General features: G+C 70.1%; 1 protein-coding gene. It reads left to right on the top strand.

Features of this window, described 5'->3' with window-relative positions; translation table 11 throughout:
• Positions 1–154 precede the first annotated feature (154 nt).
• On the top strand, positions 155–23,164 hold the full coding sequence (locus KYK13_RS13930; protein WP_223644879.1) for a non-ribosomal peptide synthetase: 23,010 nt from the start codon (positions 155–157) through the stop codon (positions 23,162–23,164).
• Positions 23,165–23,213: the final 49 nt, after the last annotated feature.

Here is a 23,213-nt window from a genome sequence, read left to right as displayed (position 1 = left end):
ATAGTGTGGCCATTGTGGATTTGCCCCACCCTCGCGCTTCTCCCGGGAGAGCAGCGCAGGGCGTCAATCCGGAATCAGCAGCAGGCCTGACCTTTCGCGCGCGCCACGGCCCGTGGGCGTCCGCGATGGCGTCCCCGAGCGCGGAGTACATGAGATGAGCCACGACCTGTCGAAGCGGATCGCGAACCTCTCACCGGAAAAGCGCGCCGAGTTGCTCAAGAAGATGGCCGCGCAGAAGGCCACCGCCGGCACTTCCGCCCAGGGCCTCATCCCGGTGCAGGACCGCTCGCGCCCCCTGCCCCTCTCCTTCGCCCAGCAGCGCCTCTGGTTCATTGACCAGCTTCAGCCCGGCACCTCGCTCTACAACGTGCCCATGGCCGTGCGCCTGGAAGGCCCGCTCGACGTGGCCCTCCTGGAGCGCGCGCTGCGCGAAGTGGTGCGCCGTCACGAGGTGCTGCGCACCACCTTCCGCGAAGATGCTTCCGGGCCCGTGCAGGTGGTGTCCCCGGAGCCGGTGCTCACCCTGGAGCGCAAGGACGTCTCGGGCTCGCCTCCGGAAGAAGCGTGGCGTCTGGCACGTGAGGCCGCCGCTCAGCCCTTCGACCTCGCGAAGGGGCCGCTGCTGCGCGCGCAACTGCTGACGTCCTCGCCGACGGAGCACCTGCTCGTCGTGGTGGTGCACCACATCGTCTCCGACGGTTGGTCCATGACGCTGCTGGTGCGCGAGGTGGCGCTCGCCTACGGCGCTCTCGCTCGGGGCCAGGCCGTGCCCCTGCCTCCGCTGGCCGTGCAGTACGCGGACTTCGCCGTCTGGCAGCGCGAGTGGCTGCAGGGCCCGCGGCTGGAGAAGCAACTCGATTACTGGAAGCGCCAGCTGGCCGGCGTGCCCTCCGCCCTGGAGTTGCCCACGGACCTCCCCCGTCCCGCGGCCCGCAGCGGCCGGGGCGCCCGGTATGAGCTGCTGCTGTCGCGGGAGCTGACGGAAGGGTTGAGGGCGCTGGCGCAGCAGGAGGGCGCGTCGCTCTTCATGGTGCTGCTGGCGGGCTGGCAGGTGCTGCTGTCGCGCTACGCGGGGCAGGAGGACGTGCCGGTGGGCTCGCCGGTGGCGGGCCGCACGCGCGGCGAGGTGGAGGGCCTCATCGGCCTGTTCGTCAACACGGTGGTGCTGCGCACGCAGGTCGAGCCCTCCGCGTCCTTCCAGTCGCTGCTGCGTCACGTGCGCGAGACGGTGCTCGCGGCCCATGAGCACCAGGAGATTCCCTTCGAGCGGCTCGTGGAGGAGCTGCGTCCGGAGCGCACCCAGGGGCGCACGCCGTTCTTCCAGGTGATGCTCACGCTCCAGGCCTCCTTCCGCGGCGCGGCGTCCGTGGAGGGCGTGAAGCTGGAGGCGATGGAGCTGGACACGCTCACGTCGAAGTTCGACCTGATGCTCCAGGTGCTGGAGACGGAAGCGGGCCTCAGGGGCTTCCTCGAATACGACACCGACCTCTTCACCGCGCCCACGGTGGCGCGCATGGCCGAGCACCTGCGCGTGCTCCTGGAGGGCGCCGTCCGCCGTCCGCAAGAGGCCGTCTCGCGCCTGCCGCTGCTCACCGAGGCCGAGCGCCACGAGGTGCTGCGCGCCTGGCAGCCGCCGCGCCCCGCCCCGCTGCCGTGGACCTCGCAGCATGGCGCCTTCGAGGCGCAGGTGGACCGCACGCCGGACGCGGTCGCTGTCTCCTTCGGGGACACGTCGCTCACCTACGCGCAGCTGGAGGCCCGGGCGTCGCGGCTCGCGCGCCACCTGCGCCGCCTGGGCGTGGGCACCGAGGTGCGGGTGGGCCTGTGCGTGGAGCGCTCGCACGAGATGCTGGTGGCGGTGCTCGCGGTGCTGAAGGCCGGGGGCACGTACGTGCCGCTGGATCCGGCGTTCCCTCCGGACCGCCTGGCGTACATGGTGGAGACGAGCGGGATGCCGGTGCTGGTGTCGCAGCGCGCGCTGGCGTCCATCCTGCCGCCGCACTCGGCGCGCGTGGTGCTGTTGGACGGAGACGCGGAGGCCATCGCGGCGGAGGACGGCTCACCGCTGCGGGACGCGGCGCCCCCGCAGGCCGTGGCGTATGTGCTCTTCACCTCCGGCAGCACCGGCCGTCCCAAGGGCGTGCAGGTGCCGCACGGCGCGGTGGCGCGGTTCCTGGAGGCCTTGCGGGAGGCGACGGGCCTGTCCTCGAAGGACGTGCTGGTGGCCGTCACCACGCTGTCCTTCGACATCGCGGTGCTGGAGCTGTTCCTGCCGCTGTCGGTGGGCGGGCAGGTGGTCATCGCGTCGCGGGACATCGCGGTGGACGGCTCGCGGCTGGCGGGCCTGCTCCAGCAGCGCGGGGCGACGGTGCTCCAGGCCACGCCCAGCACCTGGCGGCTGCTGCTGGAGACGGACTGGCGGGGCCCGGGGCTGACGGCGCTCACGGGCGGCGAGGCCCTGCCGCGCGAGCTGGCCGAGTCGCTGCTCCAGCGCTGCCGCGTGCTGTGGAACGTGTACGGCCCCACGGAGACGACGGTGTGGTCCACCGCGCACGCGGTGGCCTCGGGCACGGGCGGCGTGCCCATCGGCCGGCCCATCTCCGGCACGCAGGTGTATGTGCTGGACAGCGGGCTGAACCCGGTGCCGCGCGGCGTGCCGGGTGAATTGTTCATCGGCGGCGAGGGCGTCACCCGGGGCTACCTCCACCGGCCGGACCTCACGGCGGAGCGCTTCATCCCGGACGCGCACGGCGGCGTGCCGGGCCTGCGCGTGTACCGCACGGGCGACCGCGTGCGGTGGGCCGCGAACGGCGTGCTGGAGTACCTCAACCGCGTCGACAACCAGGTGAAGCTGCGCGGCTACCGCATCGAGCTGGGCGAGATTGAAGCGGTGCTGAGCCAGGCCCCGGGCGTGCGCGACGCCGCGGTGGTGGTGCGCGGCAACGGAGCCGACGCGCGCCTCGTGGGCTACGTGGTGGCCCGTCCCGGACAGACGCTGGAGTCCCAGGCGCTGCGCGCGCTCATGAAGGAGCGGCTGCCCGAGTACATGGTGCCGTCCGCGCTGGTCGTGCTGGACGCGATGCCCCTGACGCCCAACGGCAAGGTGGACCGCAAGGCGCTGCCCGCGCCGGACGCATCCACGGAAGCGGCGCGCGAGTACGTCGCGCCCCGCACGCCGATGGAGGCCCAGGTCGCCGAGCTCTACGCCTCGCTGCTCCACGTGCAGCGGGTGGGCGCCACCGACAGCTTCTTCGAATTGGGAGGGCACTCGCTGCTCGCCACGCGGCTGACGTCGCGGTTGCGCACGGCGTACCAGGTGGACCTGCCCCTGCAGGCGCTGTTCGAGTCCCCCACCGTGGCGGAGCTGGCCGCGCGCATCACGGCCTCCGCGAGGGACCCGCGCTTCGCCGGTCCGCCGCCCATCGTGCCGGTGCCGCGCACACGGAACCTGCCCACGTCCTTCGCGCAGCAGCGCATCTGGGTGTTGGATCAATTCGATCCGGGCTCGGCCGCGTACAACATGCCGTTCTCGCTGCGGCTGACCGGGGCGCTGAACCTGGAGGCCCTGCGCCTGGCGCTGGAGCTGGTGGTGCACCGGCACGAATCGCTGCGCACCACCTTCCAGGCGACTGAAGACGTGCCCGTGCAGGTCATCGCGCCACCCGAGCCGCTGGTGCTACCCGTGGTGGACCTGCGCGCGCTGTCTCCGGAGCAGCGGGACGCGGAGGTGCTGCGCCGCACGGACGCCGAGGTCCGCCACCCGTTCAACCTGGAGGTGGGGCCGCTGCTGCGCGCGTCGGTGCTGGTGCTGGATGCGCACGAGCACCTGGTGCTGCTGACCATCCACCACGCCGTCTTCGACGGCTGGTCCATGAGCGTCCTGATGCGGGAGTTGTCGGAGGCCTACCGGGCCTTCATCGCGGGCACGACGCCCGTGTTGCCGGCGCTGCCCTTCCAGTACGCGGACTTCGCGGTGTGGCAGCGCCAGTGGCTGACGGGCGCGGAGATGGAGCGGCAGCTCACCTGGTGGCGCCGGGAGATTGAAGGGATGCCGTCCGTCCTGGAGCTGCCCACGGACCGTCCCCGAGGCCCCCGCCAGGCCCACCCTGGCGCCCTGATGCGGGTGGCGTTCCCCCTGGACCTCTCGCGGGCCTTGGAGGCACTCTGCGTGCGCGAGGGCCTCACGCCCTTCATGTTCCTGCTCGCCGCGCTCTCGGTGCTGATTGGCCGCTACTCCGGCCAGGACGACGTGAGCGTGGGCTCCGCCGTGGCGGGCCGCAACGACGCGGAGCTGGAGGGGCTGCTCGGGTACTTCATCAACACGCTCGTGCTGCGCGCCCGGATGGGTGGCGATCCCACCGTGCGGGAGCTGCTGGGCCGGGTGCGCACCACCACGCTGGGGGTGCTCGCGAACCAGAACCTGCCCTTCGAACAGCTCCAGCCGATGCGCGACCTGCGCGCGTCGCCGTTGTTCAACGTGCTGTTCCTCATGCAGAACATCCCGGAGATCGACCTCTCGCTCGCGGGTGTGAAGGTGCAGGTCGAGGAGCGCATGGGGGCGTCCGCGAAGTTCGACCTCACGCTTTCGCTGGCGCGGACCGCGGAGGGCTTCACGGGAGAGCTGGAGTACGACACGGACCTCTTCGACAGGTCGACCGTCGTGCGGATGATGCGGCACCTGCGCTTGCTCGTGGAGGGATTCGTCGCCCATCCGGGCCAGCGTGTGTCGTCGCTGCAGTTGCTCGCGGGAGAGGAACGCGAGCAGGTGCTGGTGGAGTGGAACGCCACGCGGGCGCCGTTCCTCGAGGCGTGCATGCACTCGCTCTTCGAGGCGCAGGTGCACCGCGCTCCCGACACCGTGGCGGCTGTCTTCGAGGGGACGCAGTTGACGTACGCGCAGCTGGACGCGCGCGCCAATCAGCTCGCCCATGCCCTGCGCCGACGTGGCGTGGGCCCGGAGGTCCGCGTCGCACTCAGTGTCGAGCGCTCCCTCGATATCGTCATCGGCCTGCTTGGCATCCTCAAGGCCGGTGGCGCCTGGGTGCCCGTGGATCCGCTCCTGCCCCGGGAGCGCCTGTCCTTCATGCTGGAGGACAGCGCCGCGCAGGTGCTCGTTACCCAGCAGGCACTGGTGGACCGGTTCCCGGAGGCACTGCATTCCCGTGCCCTCTGCCTTGATACGGAGCGCGACGCTCTCGCTGCTGAGCAGGCAGATGCACCCGTGACGGGCGTGACGCCGGCGAACCTGGCGTACCTGCTCTACACGTCGGGCAGCACGGGGACGCCCAAGGGTACGGCGGTGCAGCACCGCAGCGTCGCCAACCTCGTCACCCACGAGGCAGTGGCGTACGGCATCGGCCCGGGCAGCCGCGTGCTTCAGTTCGCCAGCCTCAGCTTCGACCTCTCGGTGGAGGAGATTTTCACCACGCTCTGCAACGGCGCCACGCTGGTGCTCGCGCCGTTGGAGAAGCTGATGCCGGGCGCCCCGCTGCCCGTGCTGCTGCGGGAGCAGGAGTTGAGTGTCGTCAGCCTCACTCCGGCCGCGCTGGCTGCGACGTCCTCTGAAGGACTGCCCAAGGTGCGCACCGTCATCTCCGGCGGTGAGGCCCTGCCCGCGGACGTCGTCGCGCGCTGGGCGCCGGGGCGCCGCCTGCTCAATACGTATGGCCCCACCGAAGCCACCGTCATCGCCACCTTTGGCGAGGTGGTGGCGGATGGGAACGTACCGTCCATCGGCAAGCCACTGGCGAACGTGCGCGTCTACGTCCTCGACCCGCACGGGCAGCCCGTGCCCGTCGGCGTGCGTGGTGAGCTGCACATTGGCGGCGTGGGCGTGGCGCGCGGGTATGCGGGACGACCAGCGCTTACGGCCGAGCGCTTCATCCCGGACGCCTTTTCCGGTGAAGAGGGGGCCCGCCTCTACCGCACGGGCGACGTGGTGCGCTGGCGTGCGGACGGCCAGTTGGACTTCGTCGGTCGCATCGACGCCCAGGTGAAGGTGCGCGGCTTCCGCATCGAGCTGGGTGAAGTCGAGAACGCCCTGCGCTCCGCCCCTGCGGTGAAGGACGCCGTCGTCATCGCCCGTGAGGACTCCCCGGGTGACAAGCGCCTCGTCGCCTACGTCGTCGGGGACGCCCTCGACGTCACGGCCCTGCGCTCCCACCTCAAGCAGCACCTACCCGAGTACATGGTGCCCGCCGCCTTCGTCTCCCTGGAGACGCTGCCTCTGACGGCCAACGGCAAGGTGGACCGCAAGGCCCTTCCTGCTCCGGACGCGAGCATGCTTCGCGCCTCGAGTGCTTACGAAGCGCCCTCGACACCGCTGGAGGAGAAGCTCGCGGCCCTCTGGAGCGAAGTGCTTCGCGTGCCCACCGTGGGCCGCACCGACAACTTCTTCGAGCTAGGGGGCCACTCGCTTCTGGCCACGCAGTTGGTGGCCCGCGTGCGCGCCGCGTTCAACGTGGAACTGCCCCTTCGCGCCCTCTTCGAGGCCCCCACCATCGCTGCTCTCACCGCGAAACTGGAGCGCGCCTCTTCGGGTTCACGACTGCCCGCGCTCACGCGTACCCGCACCGAAGGTCCTCAGCCTCTCTCCTTCGCGCAGCAGCGCCTCTGGTTCCTGGATCAGTTGGCGCCGGATGACGCCTCCTACAACCTCCCCGTCGCACTGCGTCTTCTGGGCCGTCTGGATGTCGAAGCCCTGCGCCGTGCGTTTGAAGCACTGGTTGCGAGGCATGAAGCGCTGCGCACCACCTTCTTCGAGGAGGAGGGCCAGCCCTTCCAGCGCATCCATGCTCCGGCCTCCTGGGCCCTGCCTGTGGAGGACCTCTCTTCTCTTGACGAGTCCGCGCGCGAAGCGGAGACGCTGCGGCTCGCCACCCGTGAGGCCCGGCAGCCCTTCCATCTGGTCCACGGTCCGTTGTTGCGCACCGCCCTGCTGCGCCTGGCCGAGGAGACCCACGTCCTCCTCGTGACGATGCACCACATCGTCTCCGACGGCTGGTCCATGGGCATCCTGGTGAAGGAATTGGCCACGAGCTACGCCGCATTCACCGCGGGCCGCGAGCCTTTGCTCGCACCACTGCCGGTGCAGTACGCGGACTTCGCGCTCTGGCAGCGTCAGTGGCTCCAAGGTGAGACGCTGGAGTCCCAGCTGGGCTACTGGAAGCAGCAACTCGCCGGGGCGCCCGCCGCCCTGGAGCTGCCCACGGACCGGCCGCGTCCCCCCGTGCAGTCCCGGCGCGGGGCCACCCTGCCCGTCCACTTCCCCTCGGAGTTGACGGACTCGCTTCGCAGCCTCGCTCAGCGCGAGGGCGCCACGCCCTTCATGCTGCTGCTCTCCGCCTTCCAGCTGCTCCTCTCCCGCTACTCCGGCCAGGACGACATCTGCGTCGGCTCCCCCATCGCCGGCCGCACCCACTCCGAGGCCGAAGGCCTCATCGGCTTCTTCGTCAACACCCTCGTCCTGCGCGCCAGGGTCGACCCGCGTGCGACGTTCCGTCAGCTGCTCTCCCAGGTGAAGGCCACCACTCTGGCCGCCTACGAGCACCAGCACGTCCCCTTCGAGAAGCTCGTCGAAGTCCTCCAGCCCTCGCGTGACTTGAGCCGCAGCCCTCTCTTCCAAGTCATGCTCGTCCTGCAGAATGCCCCCGCCGAGGCCCTGCGCGTGCCCGGCTTGGCCTTCCAGCCTCTCCCCCTCGAGGGCAACTCCTCCCGCTTCGATTTGGCACTCACCCTCTTCGAAGTCCCCCACGGCCTCTCCGGCTTCCTCGAGTACAGCTCCGACCTCTTCGACGCCTCCTCCGTCCAGCGCCTCATGGCGCACTTCCGCGTCCTCCTCTCCTCCCTCGCCGCGACACCCGACGCCCGTGTCTCCTCGCTGGAGATGTTGAGCGCAGAGGAGCGACACCAGCTGCTCGTCGAGTGGAATCAGACGGACGTCGCCTTCCCTCGCGACACCTGCATCCACCACGTCGTCGCGGAGCAGGCCCGTCGCGCCCCTGACGCCATCGCCGTGCGCATGGGTGAGCGCAGCGTCTCCTACGCTCACCTCGACGCCTGGGCGCATGCGCTTGCCGTCCAGTTGCATGCGGCCGGTGTCAATCGCGGCGGCCGCGTCGCCGTCCTCGCCGAGCGCTCACCGGAGTTGGTGGCCGGCCTGCTGGCCGTCCTCAAGGTGGGCGCCGCCTACGTCCCTGTTTCTCCCGGCGTCCCGCCGGAGCGCCTCTCCTTCATGCTGGAGGACTCCGCTGCTTCCGTCCTCCTCACCCAGCAGCACCTGCGCGACTCGCTGCCCTCCCTCTCCGCTCGCGTTCTCTCGCTGGAAACGCACTTCCTTCTGGGGCCCGCGCCGCTCCCGATGGCCGCCGTGGGCCCGGAGGATTTGGCCTACGTCATCTACACCTCCGGCAGCACCGGCCGTCCCAAGGGCGTCGCCGTCCACCACCGCGCGTTGATGAATCTCGTCTCCTGGCACCAGCGCACCTATTCGCTCTCGCCCCAGGACTCCACTGCCCTCACCGCCGGCGTCGCCTTCGACGCCTCCACCTGGGAGGTGTGGCCCTCGCTCGCCTCCGGCGCCTGCCTCGTCATTCCTCCGGACGCCGTGCGTGCGGAGCCCTCTCAGCTGCTGCGGTGGCTGGCCCGCGAAGCCATCACCACCTGCTTCATGCCGACGCCCCTGGCCGAGGCCGTCCTGCGCGAAGAGTGGCCTCGCCCCATCGCCCTGCGCGCCCTGCTGACGGGCGGGGACGCCCTCCACCACGGCCCTCCTCCCTCCGTGCCCGCCTCCCTCTTCAACCACTACGGGCCCACAGAAAGCACCGTCGTCGCCACCTTCTCCCCCGTCTCGCACGACGACGGCACCCGGCCTCCCATCGGCCGCCCCATCGACAACACCCGCACCTACGTCCTCGACTCGCACCTCCAGCCCGTGCCCGTGGGCGTCCCCGGCGAGCTCTTCCTCGCCAGTGAAGGCCTCGCCTGGGGCTACCTCGGCCAGCCCGCACTGAGTGCCGAGCGCTTCATCCCCAATCCCTTCTCCTCCACCCCGGGCGCTCGCCTCTACCGCACCGGCGACGTCGTGCGCTGGCGCGCCGACGGCCAGCTGGACTACCTCCAGCGCCTCGACTTCCAGGTGAAGGTGCGCGGCTTCCGCATCGAGTTGGGCGAAATCGAAGCCTCGCTGCTTTCCCACGCCTCCGTGCACGAGGCCGTCGTCCTCGCTCGTGAGGACGTCCCAGGGGACAAGCGCCTCGTCGCCTACGTCGTGAGCGAAGCCCTCGACGTCTCCGCTCTCCGCGTCCACCTCAAACAGCACCTGCCCGAGTACATGGTGCCCGCGGCCTTTGTCGTCCTGGACGCGCTCCCCCTCAATGCCAACGGCAAGGTGGACCGCAAGGCCCTGCCTGTCCCGGATGCCTCTCCCCTCGCGGACTTCGTCGCGCCTCGCGATGCTACCGAGGAGAAGCTCGCCGACGTCTTCGCGCACGTCCTGCGGCGGGAGCGCGTCAGCATCCACGACGACTTCTTCTCGCTCGGCGGCCACTCCCTGCTGGCCACCCAGCTCGTCTCCCGTGTTCGTGCTGCTTTCGATGCAGAGCTGCCCCTTCGGGCCCTCTTCGAGGCCCCCACTGTCGCCGCCCTCGCCGAGCGTCTGCGCACCACGACTGCCAGTTCGCGCCTGCCGCCCCTCACCCGCGTCAACCACGAAGGCCCGCCGCCCCTCTCCTTCGCCCAGCAGCGACTGTGGCTGCTGGATCAGCTCCAGCCGGGTAGCGCCGCGTACAACATCCCCGCCGCCCTCCGCTTGAAGGGCCACGTGGACGTCGAGTCCCTGCGCCGGGCCTTCGAGGCACTCGTCGCCCGGCACGAGACGCTGCGCACCACCCTCACCCAGCACCAGGGCCAGCCCGCGCAACGCATCCACGCGCCCGCGGCGTGGACGCTGCCCGTGCTCGACGTGTCCTCCCTGCCGATGTCCCAGCGGGACGAAGAGGCGCGGCGGCTCGCGAACCTGGAGGCCCGTCGGCCGTTCGACCTGGAGGCCGGCCCGCTCCTGCGCACGTCGCTGGTGCGCCTGGGTACCGAAGAGCACCTGCTCCTCGTGACGATGCACCACATCGTCTCCGATGGATGGTCCATGGGGGTGCTCGTGCGTGAGCTCACCGCGCTGTACGCGGCGTTCCACGCGGATCTGCCACCCACGCTCGCGCCGCTGCCGGTGCAGTACGCGGACTTCGCGGTCTGGCAGCAGAACTGGCTTCAGGGCGAGACGTTGGAGACGCAGATCGCCTACTGGAAGGAGAAGCTCGCGGGTGCGCCCGCCGCACTGGACCTGCCCACGGACCGCCCGCGCCCTCCCGTGCAGTCGCATCGGGGCGCCACGGTTCCCGTACGGCTCGCGTTGCCCGTATCCGAAGCCCTCAAGTCGCTGGCCCAGCGCGAGCGCGCCACGCCCTTCATGCTGCTGCTGGCCGCCTTCCAGGTGCTCCTGTCCCGCTACTCCGGTCAGGACGACATCAGCGTGGGCTCTCCCATCGCCGGCCGCACGCAGGCGGAGACCGAAGGACTCATCGGCTTCTTCATCAACACGCTGGTGCTGCGCGCCCACGTCCAGCCGGAAGCGACCTTCCGGGAACTGCTGGCCCAGGTGCGAGGCACGACCCTCGCGGCCTACGAGCACCAGCACCTGCCCTTCGAGAAGCTCGTCGAGGCCGTGCAGCCCGTGCGAGACCTGATCCGCAGCGCGCTCTTCCAAGCGATGTTCTCCCTGCAGAACGCGCCCACGGAAGCCCTGCGCGTGCCGGGACTGTCGTTCGAGCAGCTCCCCCTCGAATCGACCTCCGCGAAGTTCGACATGACGCTGACGCTGCAGGACTCGCCCCAGGGCTTCGTGGGCGTCCTGGAGTACAGCAGCGATCTCTTCGACGCGTCGACCGTGCAGCGCATGGTGGGCCACCTGGGCGTGCTGCTGGAGGCCATCGCCGCGCGGCCGGACTCGACGCTCGCGAGCCTGCCCCTGCTCACCCCGCCGGAGCGCCAGCAGCTCCTCGTTGACTGGAACGGCCCCCGCGCGGAGTTCTCTCGCGACCTCTGCGTCCATGACGCCTTCGCCTCCCAGGCCCTTCGGACTCCCGACGCCCTGGCCGTCCTCTGCCGGGAGGAGCAGCTCACCTTCCGGGAGTTGGACGCCCGCGCCAATCAGCTCGCCCACCGGTTGGTGCAGCTGGGCGTCGGCCCCGACGTGCGCGCCGTGCTGTGCGTGGAGCGCTCCGTGGAGTCCCTCGTCGGCATCCTCGGCATCCTCAAGGCCGGTGGCGCCTACGTCCCCATCGACCCCAGCTACCCGCGCGAGTGGCTCGCCCACGTCCTCGCCGACACGGGCGCTCCCGTGGTGCTCACCCAACAGCGTCTTCGCGACTCCCTGCCGCCGCACTCCGCTCGCACGCTCTGCCTCGACTCTGACGCGGACTCGCTTTCCGTTGAGCCCTCGCACGCGCCCGTGACATCCGTCACGCCCGAGCACCTCGCCTACATCATCTACACCTCCGGCAGCACCGGCCGTCCCAAGGGCGTGATGATTCAGCACCGCTCCGTGCTGAACCTGCGCACCGCCCTCGCCTCCACCGTCCACGCGGAGGCCCAGCCCGCGGAGCGCGTCAGCGTCAATGCACCCCTCTCCTTCGACGCCTCCGTCAAGCAACTCCTCCAGGTGCTCGACGGCCATCCCCTCTGCATCGTCCCCGACGAAGCCCGCGCGGACGTCGGTGAGCTGGTGAAGCGCATCGCCCAGGACTCGCTCGACGTCCTCGACTGCTCTCCCGCGCACCTGCGTCTGCTGGTGGATGAGGGCCTGCTGGAGCGCACCGCCATCCCCCGCCGCGTCCTCGTCGGAGGGGAGGCGGTTGACCCCGCCACCTGGCGCACCCTCGCCCAGGCTCCTCGTCCCCGCGTCTTCAACGTCTACGGCCCCACCGAGTGCACCGTCGACGCCACCGCCTGCGCCTTCGCGGACTCCCCCAACCCCACCATCGGCAAGCCCCTGCCCAACGTCCGCGTCTACGTGCTGGACAAGACGCTGCGCCCGGTGCCCGTCGGTGTCGCCGGCGAGCTCTTCATCGGCGGCGAGGGCGTGGCCCGCGGCTACCTCAACCGCCCCGAGCTGACGGCGGACCGCTTCATCCCCGATGCCTTCGCCTCCACCCCGGGCGCCCGCCTTTACCGCACCGGCGACGTGGTGCGCTGGCGCGCGGATGGGATGCTCGACTACCTGGGCCGCGCCGACTTCCAGGTGAAGGTCCGTGGCTTCCGCATCGAGCTGGGCGAAATCGAGTCCTGCCTGCTGCGGCATCCCGCCGTGCATCAAGCTGTCGTCCTCGCCCGCGAGGACGTGCCCGGAGACAAGCGGCTCGTCGCGTACCTGGTCCCCGAAGCAGGCCAGTCCCTCGATGACACGGAAGTGCGTGCCTTCCTCAAGCAGCACCTGCCTGAGTACATGGTGCCCTCCGCGATGCTGGTGCTGGAGGCGCTGCCGCTCAACACCAACGGCAAGGTGGACCGCAAGGCCCTGCCCGCGCCGCAGGGCACCGCGCTCGCGTCCAGCTATGTCGCGCCGCGCAGCGCCACCGAGGAGCAGCTCGTGGCCCTCTTCGCGCAGGTATTGCGTGTGGAGCGCGTGGGCATCCACGACGACTTCTTCGCGCTGGGAGGCCATTCGCTGCTCGCGACCCAGTTCGTCTCCCGCATGCGCGCCACCTTCCGCGTGGAGCTACCACTCCGAGCCCTCTTCGAAGCGCCCACGGTGGCCGCGCTCGCCGAGCGCCTCCAGGCCCAGACGCCAAGCCTCCGCCTGCCCCCGCTCACCCGGGCCCCCTCTGACGGTCCACGGCCGCTCTCCTTCGCTCAGCAACGCCTCTGGTTCCTGGATCAGCTCACGCCAGCTGATGCGTCGTACAACCTCCCCACCGCGCTCCGGCTGACGGGCCCGGTGGACGTGGAGGCGCTGCGCCGCGCCTTCGAAACACTGGTGGCCCGTCACGACGCCCTGCGCACCACCTTCCGCGAGTTCCAGGGGCAGGCCGCCCAGCACGTCCATGCTCCGGGCACCTGGAGCCTGCCGCTCGTGGACCTGTCCGCGCTGCCCGAAGCGCAGCGTGAGGCCGAAGCGCAGCGGGAGGTCGAAGCGTACGCGCACCAGCCCTTCCATCTGGAAACGGGTCCGCTGCTGCGCACCGCGCTCGTGCGGTTGGCAGCCGAAGAGCACCTGCTGCTCGTGACGATGCACCACATCGTCTCCGACGGTTGGTCCATGGGCGTGCTCGTCCGCGAACTGGTGGCCTTCTACGAGGCCTTCACGCAGGGCATCGAGCCGGACCTGGCGCCGCTGCCCGTGCAATACGCCGATTTCGCGGTGTGGCAGCGCCAGTGGCTTCAGGGTGAAGCGCTGGAGTCGCAGCTCGGCTATTGGAAGCAGCAGCTCGCGGGGGCTCCCTCCGCGCTGGAGCTGCTGACGGATCATCCTCGTCCGTCCGTCCAGTCCCATGAAGGCGCGGCCCTCGCTGTCCAGATTCCTGGGGAGACTTCCGAAGCCCTCAAGACGCTGGCGGGGCGCGAGGGCGCCACGCCCTTCATGCTGCTGCTGGCCGCCTTCCAGGTGCTCCTGTCCCGCTACTCCGGTCAGGACGACATCAGCGTGGGCTCTCCCATCGCCGGCCGCACCCAGGCGGAGACGGAAGGGCTCATCGGATTCTTCGTCAATACGCTGGTGCTACGCGCGCGCCTGCAGCCCCAGGTGACCTTCCGCGAGCTATTGGCTCAGGTGCGAGGCACGACCCTCGCGGCGTACGAGCACCAGCACCTGCCCTTCGAGAAGCTCGTCGAAGCGGTACAGCCCGTGCGCGACGCGAGCCGCAGCCCGCTGTTCCAGGTGATGTTCGTCCTCCAGAACGCGCCCGCGGAGGAGTTACGCGTCCCGGGGCTCGCCTTCCGTCAGGTGGCCGCGGAAGCACGCTCCGCCAAGTTCGACCTCACGCTGGCGTTGCAGGACTCGCCGCAAGGATTCGTTGGCTGGCTGGAGTACAGCACTGCGTTGTTCAAGCCGGGCACGGTGGAGCGGATGGCCCGCCACCTGCGCACACTGTTGGAGGCCGTGGCCGCGAAGCCCGAGATGTCCGTGGCCGCACTGCCGCTGCTCTCACGTGAGGAGCGCCAGCGCATCCTCGTGGACTGGAACGACACCACCGTCGCCAGTCCCATGGACGTGCCCGTCCACGTCCACTTCGCCCGGCAGGCTCAGCGCACACCCGACTCGGTGGCCCTGGTGCTGGGGGATGATTCGCTGACGTATGCGCAGCTGGATTCACGTGCGAACCAGCTGGCCCACCACCTGTGTGCTTTGGGCATCGCACCGGGTGCGAGCGTCGGTCTCGCTGTCGAACGGTCCTTCGAGTTGGTGACGGCGCTCCTCGCCATCCTCAAGGCAGGCGCGGCCTTCGTGCCCGTGGACCGCAACGCGCCGGTGGAGCGAATCGCCGCGATGCTGGAGGACGCCGACGTCGGCGTGGTGCTCACGCACCAGCCCTTCGCTTCGCTGCTGCCCGCCACCGGCACTCGCGTCTGGTTGGATGACCAGGCCGCGGAGATTGCCGCGCGGCCCACGCATGCACCCGACGTCCGCGGGGACGGTGAAGCCCTCGCCTACGTCATGTTCACCTCGGGCTCCACCGGCCGCCCCAAGGGCGTCTGCGTGCCTCACCGGGGCATTACACGCCTCGTGCTCGGCAGCACCTTCATGCGCTTCGGGCCCGAGGAAGTCTGGCTCCAGGCGGCCCCGGTTGCCTTCGACGCCTCCACGCTCGAAATCTGGGGCGCACTGCTGCACGGCGCCAAGCTCGTCCTCCCCCCGCCCCACTCCCTCTCCCTGGAGGAATTGGCCGCCCTGCTGCGCCACCACCGCGTGACGTCCCTCTGGCTCACCGCAGCCCTCTTCGAGCAGATGGCCCTCCACCAGGCGGAGGCCCTCGCAGGCGTGCGGCAGGTTCTCGCTGGCGGCGACGTGCTGCCCGCCTCCCGCGTGCGCGAGCACCTCGCCCGCCTCCCCGTAGGCTCCACCTTCATCAACGGCTACGGCCCCACGGAGAACACCACCTTCTCCACCACCCTCCCCCTGCGGCATGACTCCCGCGTGGAAGGCGCCATTCCCATTGGCCGGCCCCTCTCCAACTCCACCGTCTACGTGCTCGACGCCTCCCTCCACCCGGTGCCCACCGGCGTCGCGGGTGAGGTGTATGTCGGTGGCCAGGGCCTCGCCTGGGGTTACCTCCACCGGCCGGAGCTCACCGCGGAGCGCTTCCTCCCGCACCCGTTCGCCTCCTCCCCGGGCGAGCGCCTCTACCGCACGGGTGACAAGGCCCGCTGGAAGGAGGACGGCACCATCGACTTCCTGGGCCGCGTCGACTTCCAGGTGAAGGTGCGTGGCTTCCGCATTGAGTTGGGCGAAATCGAAGCCGCCCTGCGTGCCTTCGACGGCGTCAACGAGGCCGTCGTCGTCGCCCGAGGCACGGACGCGGACAAGCGTCTCGTCGGCTACGTCACCGCGCGCGACAGCAGCGCCTTGGACGCGGATGCCCTCAAGGCAAGCCTCAAGCAGCGGCTGCCGGAGTACATGGTGCCGTCGGCCCTCTTGGTGCTGGAAGCCCTGCCCCTCAATGCCAACGGCAAGGTGGACAGAAAGGCCCTGCCCGAGCCCGACGAGACTTCGCACGCCGTCGCCTACGTCGCGCCGAGCACCGCCACCGAGAAGCAGTTGGCCGCCCTCTTCGCGGAAGTCCTCCGCGTGGAGCGCGTGGGTCTCCACGATGACTTCTTCGCGCTCGGCGGTCACTCGCTCCTGGCCACCCAGCTCGTCTCGCGCGTGCGGGCCACCTTCGCGGTGGAGCTGTCCCTGCGCGCCCTCTTCGAGTCTCCCACTGTCGAGGGCCTCGCTCCCAAGCTGGACAAAGCCAGTTCCGCTGCGCTCCGTGCACCGCCGCTGCGGCCCGTCGCGCGGGGAGGCGACATTCCGCTCTCCTTCGCCCAGCAGCGCCTCTGGCTATTGGATCAACTCCAGCCCGGAGACGTCTCGTACAACATCCCTACGGCGCTCCGGTTGACGGGCCAGGTGGACGTGGAGTCGTTGCGCCGTGCCTTCGAGGCACTGGTCGCCCGGCACGAGTCCCTGCGCACCACGCTGTCGGACGTACCGTCCCAGCGCATCCAGCCCGCGTCCGGCTGGGAGCTGCCCGTCATCGACCTGACCTCGCAGCCTGAATCACAGCGAGAGGAGGAAGCGCGGCGCGTGGCGGCCACGGAGGCCCACCGTCCCTTCCAGCTCGCCACGGGGCCGCTGCTTCGCAGCACGCTGGTGCGGCTGCGTGATGCGGAACACCTGCTACTGGTGACGATGCATCACATCGTCTCCGACGGCTGGTCCATGGGCGTGCTCGTCCGCGAGATGGCGGCCTTCTACGAAGCTTTCAGCGAAGGAAAGCAGCCCACGCTCGCGCCGCTGCCCGTGCAATACGCGGACTTCGCGACGTGGCAGCGCCAGTGGCTTCAGGGCGAGTCGCTGGAGTCCCAGCTCGGCTATTGGAAGGAGAAGCTCGCGGGTGCGCCCGCCGCACTGGACCTGCCCACGGACCGTCCGCGTCCGCCCGTTCCGTCGCGTCGCGGCGCCACGGTGGATGTGCACGTTCCCGCGCAGCTCTCCGAGTCCCTTAAGGCCCTCGCCCAGCGCGAAGGGGCCACGCCCTTCATGCTGCTGCTCGCGGTCTGGCAGGTGCTCCTCTCCCGCTACTCCGGCCAGGACGACATCAGCGTGGGGTCGCCCATCGCGGGCCGCACGCAGGCGGAGACCGAAGGCCTCATCGGCTTCTTCGTCAACACGCTGGTTCTCCGCGCCCAGGTGGATCCGCGCGCGACATTCCGGGAGCTGCTGGCCCAGGTGCGAGGCACGACGCTCGCGGCCTTCGAGCACCAGCACCTGCCCTTCGAGAAGCTCGTTGAGGCCGTGCAGCCCGTGCGCGACCTGAGCCGAAGCCCGCTCTTCCAGGCCATGTTCGTCCTGCAGAACACGCCCACCGAGGAGCTGCGCCTGCCGGGCCTGTCCTTCCAGGCCCTGCCGCTGGAGGCCCACTTCGCCAAGTTCGACCTTTCGCTCGGCCTGCGCGAAGGCCGGGACGGATTCGTCGGGACGCTGGAGTACGCAACGGACCTCTTCGATGCGGCGACCATTCAGCGCATGGCCGGCCACTTCGGCATGCTGGTTGAGGCCATCGCGAAGCGTCCGGATACGAAGCTGGGCGACCTGCCGCTCCTCAGCAAAGCCGAGCGCCAGCAGTTGCTCGTCGAGTGGAATCCGCCCGCCTCGCGGGAGCCGCGTGGGTCCAGCATCCCCGCGATGGTGGAGGCGCAGGTGCGCCGCACGCCGGATGCGGTCGCCGTCATCACGCCCGAGCGGCAGTTGACGTACCGGGAGCTGGACGCGAAGGCCAATCAGCTCGCGCACCGTCTGCGTGGCCTGGGAGTCGGGCCCGAAGTCCGCGTCGGCCTCTGCGTCGAACGCACCGAGGACCTCCTCGTCGGCGCTCTCGGCATCCTCAAGGCCGGTGGTGCCTACGTGCCGCTGGACCCCAGCTACCCGCGTGAGCGCCTGGGCTGGCTACTGGAGGACGCCCAGGGCCCCGCCCTCGTCGCGCACTCGCATCTGCTCTCTGCGCTGCCGGAGACTGCCGCCACGCCGGTGTGCCTCGACTCAGACATGGAGTTGGCGAAGCAGCCGACGACGACTCCTGCGGTGGACATCCACCCGGGCCACCTCGCCTACTTCATCTACACCTCCGGCAGTACGGGCCGCCCCAAGGGCGTCGCCATCTCCCATGGCAACGCCGTCTCCTTCCTCCACTGGGCCCTGGAGACTTTCTCCCCGGAGGAGCTGAAGGGCACCCTCGCCGCGACGAGCCTCAACTTCGACCTCTCCGTCTTCGAACTCTTCGCACCTCTCTCCAGTGGCGGCGCGGTGGTGGTGGCGCGCAATGCCCTGCACCTGGCGGAGCTGCCCACCGCTTCGCACGTCACCCTCGTCAACACCGTCCCCTCCGCCATGGCGCAGCTGCTGCGCCTCGGCGCGGTGCCTCCCTCGGTTCGTGTCGTCAATCTTGCCGGTGAGGCCCTGCCGGAGACGCTCGCGAAGCAGGTCTACGCCGTCCCGACGGTGCAGAAGCTCTACAACCTCTACGGGCCTTCCGAGGACACCACCTACTCCACCGCCTCGCTCGTCGGCCGCGACGAAGTGCCCCTCATCGGTCGGCCGCTGCCTGCCACGCGGGCGTACGTGCTGGACGCTTCGCTGCAACCGGTGCCTGTCGGTGTCGCGGGCGAGCTGTACCTCGCGGGTGAAGGCCAGGCGCGTGGCTACCTGCTGCGCCCGGAACTCACCGCGGAGCGCTTCGTCCCCGAGCCCTTCGGTCCTCCGGGCGGCCGCATGTATCGCACGGGTGACCGCGTCCGTTACCGCCCCGACGGGTGCCTGGAGTACCTCGGTCGCATCGACTTCCAGGTGAAGGTGCGCGGCTTCCGCATCGAGCTGGGTGAAATCGAAGCAGCGCTCCGTCGCGCTCAGGGACTCAAGGATGCGGTCGTCGTCGCCAAGGGCGAAGCCGCCGACAAGCGCCTCGTCGCCTACGTCACGCCCAAGGCGGAGACTTCGCTGGAGGTGGAAGCCCTCAAGGCCCACCTGCGCCAGGGACTCCCTGAGTACATGGTGCCCGGCACCTTCGTGGTGCTGGAAGCCCTGCCCCTCAACTCCAACGGCAAGGTGGACCGCAAGGCCCTCCCGGAGCCGGAGGCGCCTCAGTCCGGCAGTACCTACGAAGCGCCTCGCACGGAAACCGAAGCGAAGCTGGCCTCCATCTGGGCGGAAGTCCTTCGCCTGCCCCAGGTCGGCGTGAAGGACTCCTTCTTCGAGCTGGGTGGACACTCCCTCCTGGCCACCCAGGTGGTGTCGCGCGTGCGCGCGGAGTTCAACGTGGAACTCCCTCTGCGCGCCCTCTTCGAGTCTCCCACCGTCGAGGCGCTCGCGAATCGTCTGGCTGGCCTCACCCGCACCAGCACCTCACCGCTCACCCGCGTCACCCATGACGGCCCGCTGCCCCTCTCCTTCGCCCAGCAGCGGCTGTGGCTCATTGACCAGCTTGAGCCGGGCAGCCCCCTCTACAACGTGCCCGTCGCCGTCCGACTGGAAGGCCCGTTGCGCGTGGACGTGCTGGAGCGGGCCCTCCAGGAAGTCGTGCACCGCCACGACGCCCTGCGCACCACCTTCACCCAAGCGGGAGGAGAGCCCGTCCAGCACATCCACTCCGAGGGCCTTGCGCCCCTGGGCCTGGTGGACCTCTCGGACGTGCCGGACGCTCAGCGCGAGCCCGAGGCGCGGCTGCGCGTTGAAGAGGAGATGCGCCGGCCCTTCGACTTGCGCACCGGGCCGCTCATCCGCACGCTGCTCTTCAAGCTCTCCGAAGCCGAGCACGTCCTCGTCGTCACCCTGCACCACATCGTCTCCGACGGCTGGTCCCTCGGTGTGCTGGTGCGGGAAGTCACGGCCCTCTACGCGGCCTTCTCCTCGGGCCAGCCTTCGCCTCTGCCCGCCCTGCCCGTGCAGTACGCGGACTACGCGGCCTGGCAGCGCCGCACGCTTTCAGGCGAGGCGCTGCGACGGGAAGTGGCCTACTGGGAGGAGAAACTCTCTGGCGCCCCCGCCGTGCTGGAGCTGCCCACCGACAGGCCGCGTCCGGCCGTCCGCAGCACCGCGGGCGCCACGTTCGGCTTCACCCTGACGAGGGAGTTGACGGAAGCCCTCAAGACGCTGGCTCACCAGGAGGGCGGCTCGCTCTTCATGGTGCTGCTGGCCGCGTGGCAGGGCCTGCTGTCGCGCTACACAGGCCAGCAGGACATCAGCGTGGGCTCGCCCATCGCCGGCCGCACCCGCGCGGAGACGGAGGGCCTCATCGGCTTCTTCGTCAACACCCTCGTGCTTCGGGCCCGGGTGGAGGCAGGCCAGTCCTTCCGCTCGTTGCTCAAGCAGGTGCGCGCCACGGTGCTGGACGCGTACGAGCACCAGGAGGTGCCCTTCGAGAAGCTGGTGGAGGCCCTGCAGCCGACTCGCAGCCTCAGCCACACGCCTCTCTTCCAGACGCTGCTCGCGCTACAGAACGTCCCCACCGCAGACGTACGCCTGCCAAAGCTTCGTCTGCGAGGCCTGGAGGCCACGCACTCGACTTCGAAGTTCGATGTGAGCGTCTTCTTCTCCGAGACGTCCGAAGGACTGCGCGGCACGCTGGAGTACAGCACCGCACTCTTCGAGCAGAGCACCGTGGAGCGCATGGCCAGCCATCTGCGCACCCTGCTGGAGGCCGTGGCCGCACAGCCCGAGCAGCCCGTGACCGAGCTGTCCCTCCTCTCCAGCGAGGAGCGGCAGCGTATCCTCGTGGAGTGGAACCACACGGCCGCTGTCAGCCCGACGGATGTCCCCGTCCACGTCCACTTCGCCCGGCAGGCTCAGCGCACACCCGATGCGGTGGCCCTGGTGCTGGGGGATGATTCGCTGACGTATGCGCAGCTGGATTCACGTGCGAACCAGCTGGCCCACCACCTGTGTGCTTTGGGCATCGCACCGGGTGCACGCGTCGGTCTCGCTGTCGAACGGTCCTTCGAGTTGGTGACGGCGCTCCTCGCCATCCTCAAGGCAGGCGCGGCCTTCGTGCCCGTGGACCGCAACGCGCCAGTGGAGCGCATCGCCGCGATGCTGGAGGACGCCGACGTCGGCGTGGTGCTCACGCACCAGCCCTTCGCTTCGCTGCTGCCCACCACCGGCACTCGCGTCTGGTTGGATGACCAGGCCGCGGAGATTGCCGCGCGGCCCACGCATGCACCCGACGTCCGCGGGGACGGTGAAGCCCTCGCCTACGTCATGTTCACCTCGGGCTCCACCGGCCGCCCCAAGGGCGTCTGCGTGCCTCACCGGGGCATTACACGCCTCGTGCTCGGCAGCACCTTCATGCGCTTCGGGCCCGAGGAAGTCTGGCTGCAATTCGCTCCGGTTGCCTTCGACGCCTCCACGCTCGAAATCTGGGGCGCGCTGCTGCACGGCGCCAAGCTCGTCCTCGCCCCGCCCCACTCCCTCTCCCTGGAGGAATTGGCCGCCCTGCTGCGCCACCACCGCGTGACGTCCCTCTGGCTCACCGCAGCCCTCTTCGAGCAGATGGCCCTCCACCAGGCGGAGGCCCTCGCAGGCGTGCGGCAGGTTCTCGCTGGCGGCGACGTGCTGCCCGCCTCCCGCGTGCGCGAGCACCTCGCCCGCCTCCCCGAAAGCTCCACCTTCATCAACGGCTACGGCCCCACGGAGAACACCACCTTCTCCACCACCCTCCCCCTGCGGCATGACTCCCGCGTGGAAGGCGCCATTCCCATTGGCCGGCCCCTCTCCAACTCCACCATCTACGTGCTCGACGCCTCTCTCCACCCGGTACCCACCGGTGTCGCGGGTGAGGTGTATGTCGGTGGACAGGGCCTCGCCTGGGGTTACCTCCACCGGCCGGAGCTCACCGCGGAGCGCTTCCTCCCGCACCCGTTCGCCTCCTCCCCGGGCGAGCGCCTCTACCGCACGGGTGACAAGGCCCGCTGGAAGGAGGACGGCACCATCGACTTCCTGGGCCGCGTCGACTTCCAGGTGAAGGTGCGTGGCTTCCGCATTGAGTTGGGCGAAATCGAAGCCGCCCTGCGTGCCTTCGACGGCGTCAACGAGGCCGTCGTCGTCGCCCGAGGCACGGACGCGGACAAGCGTCTCGTCGGCTACGTCACCGCGCGCGACGCCAGCGCCTTGGAAGCGGATGCCCTCAAGGCCCAACTGCGGCGGAACCTGCCGGAGTACATGGTGCCGTCGGCCCTCTTGGTGCTCGAGGCCCTGCCTCTCAATGCCAACGGCAAGGTGGACAGAAAGGCCCTGCCGGAGCCCAACGCCCACGCCACTGAGGCCCGGGACTTCGTCGCTCCCCGCGACGCACTGGAAATGCAGCTCGCCCGCATCTGGGAGGACGTCCTCGGTGTCCACTCCGTCGGCGTCCGCTCCAGCTTCTTCGAGTTGGGTGGCCACTCCCTGCTTGCCGTTCGCATGGTGGCCTCCATCCGCGAGCAGCTCGGCCTCAGTCTTCCCCTCTCCGTCCTCTTCCAGCAGCCCACCATCGAGCAGCTCGCCCAGGTGCTGCGCGACGACTCCCAGGCCTGGACGCCCCTTGTCCCGCTAGAGCGTGGTGAGCCTGGAAACCGCCCCCTCTTCCTCGTCCACCCCGGTGGCGGCAACGTCCTCGCCTACTCGGAGCTGGCGCGCCGCCTGGGCCCCTCCCTCCCCGTCTACGGCCTCCAGTCCCGCGGCCTCGACGGACGACCCGTCGTCGAGTCCATTGAGGAGATGGCCTCCCTCTACCTCGAAGCCGTCCGCACCGTGCAGCCTCACGGCCCCTACCAACTGGGGGGCTGGTCCCTCGGCGGCGTCATCGCCTACGAGATGGCCCGCCGCCTGCGCGAGGCTGGCGAAGCCGTGGCTTTGCTCGCCCTCATCGACGCCCACACCCCTGGCCTCACGAAGCCGTCTGAGTCAGACACGCACCTCGACGCCGAGGCCCGCGCCAGGCTCGCCTTCGCCCATGCCACCGCCACCGCCTTCGGCCAGCACCTCTCCGCCCCGGACGAAGCCCTGGCACAGGACGACGACTCGATGCTGGGCCACCTGCTGCACCAAGGGCTCCAGGCGCGCATCCTCGACGCGCACTCCGGCCCGGCCCAGCTGCGCGCCCTCTTCAACGTCTTCCGGGCCAACCTCTTCGCCCACGAGAAGTACGTGCCCCGGCCCTACGACGGCACCGCCCTGCTCCTCAGCGCCAGTGAAGCCGCCTCCACGATTCCTTCTCACCGCGGCTGGGAGTCCCTGGTGCGTGGCGGCCTGGACGTCCACTCAGTCCCAGGTGGCCACCACGAGCTGATGCAGGACCCGCACCTCGGGCCCGTCGTCGAACACCTGCGGGAGGCACTCGCACGGGTGTCCGGCGTCACGCCTCTTCAGGCTTCGGGGAGCTGAATCCAGGTCCGGAGTGAAGCCAGGTGCCCCACCGTCGTGGCTCATCACG

The organism is Corallococcus sp. EGB (assembly GCF_019968905.1).
Lineage (GTDB): Bacteria > Myxococcota > Myxococcia > Myxococcales > Myxococcaceae > Corallococcus.
Note: the sequence above shows the minus strand (reverse complement) of the source record. Positions and strands in the feature narration are given on the sequence as shown.

Excerpts from the sequence above, each read along its gene's own strand:
- KYK13_RS13930 (WP_223644879.1), top strand. The coding sequence starts at position 155 with ATGAGCCACGACCTGTCGAAGCGGATCGCGAACCTCTCACCGGAAAAG.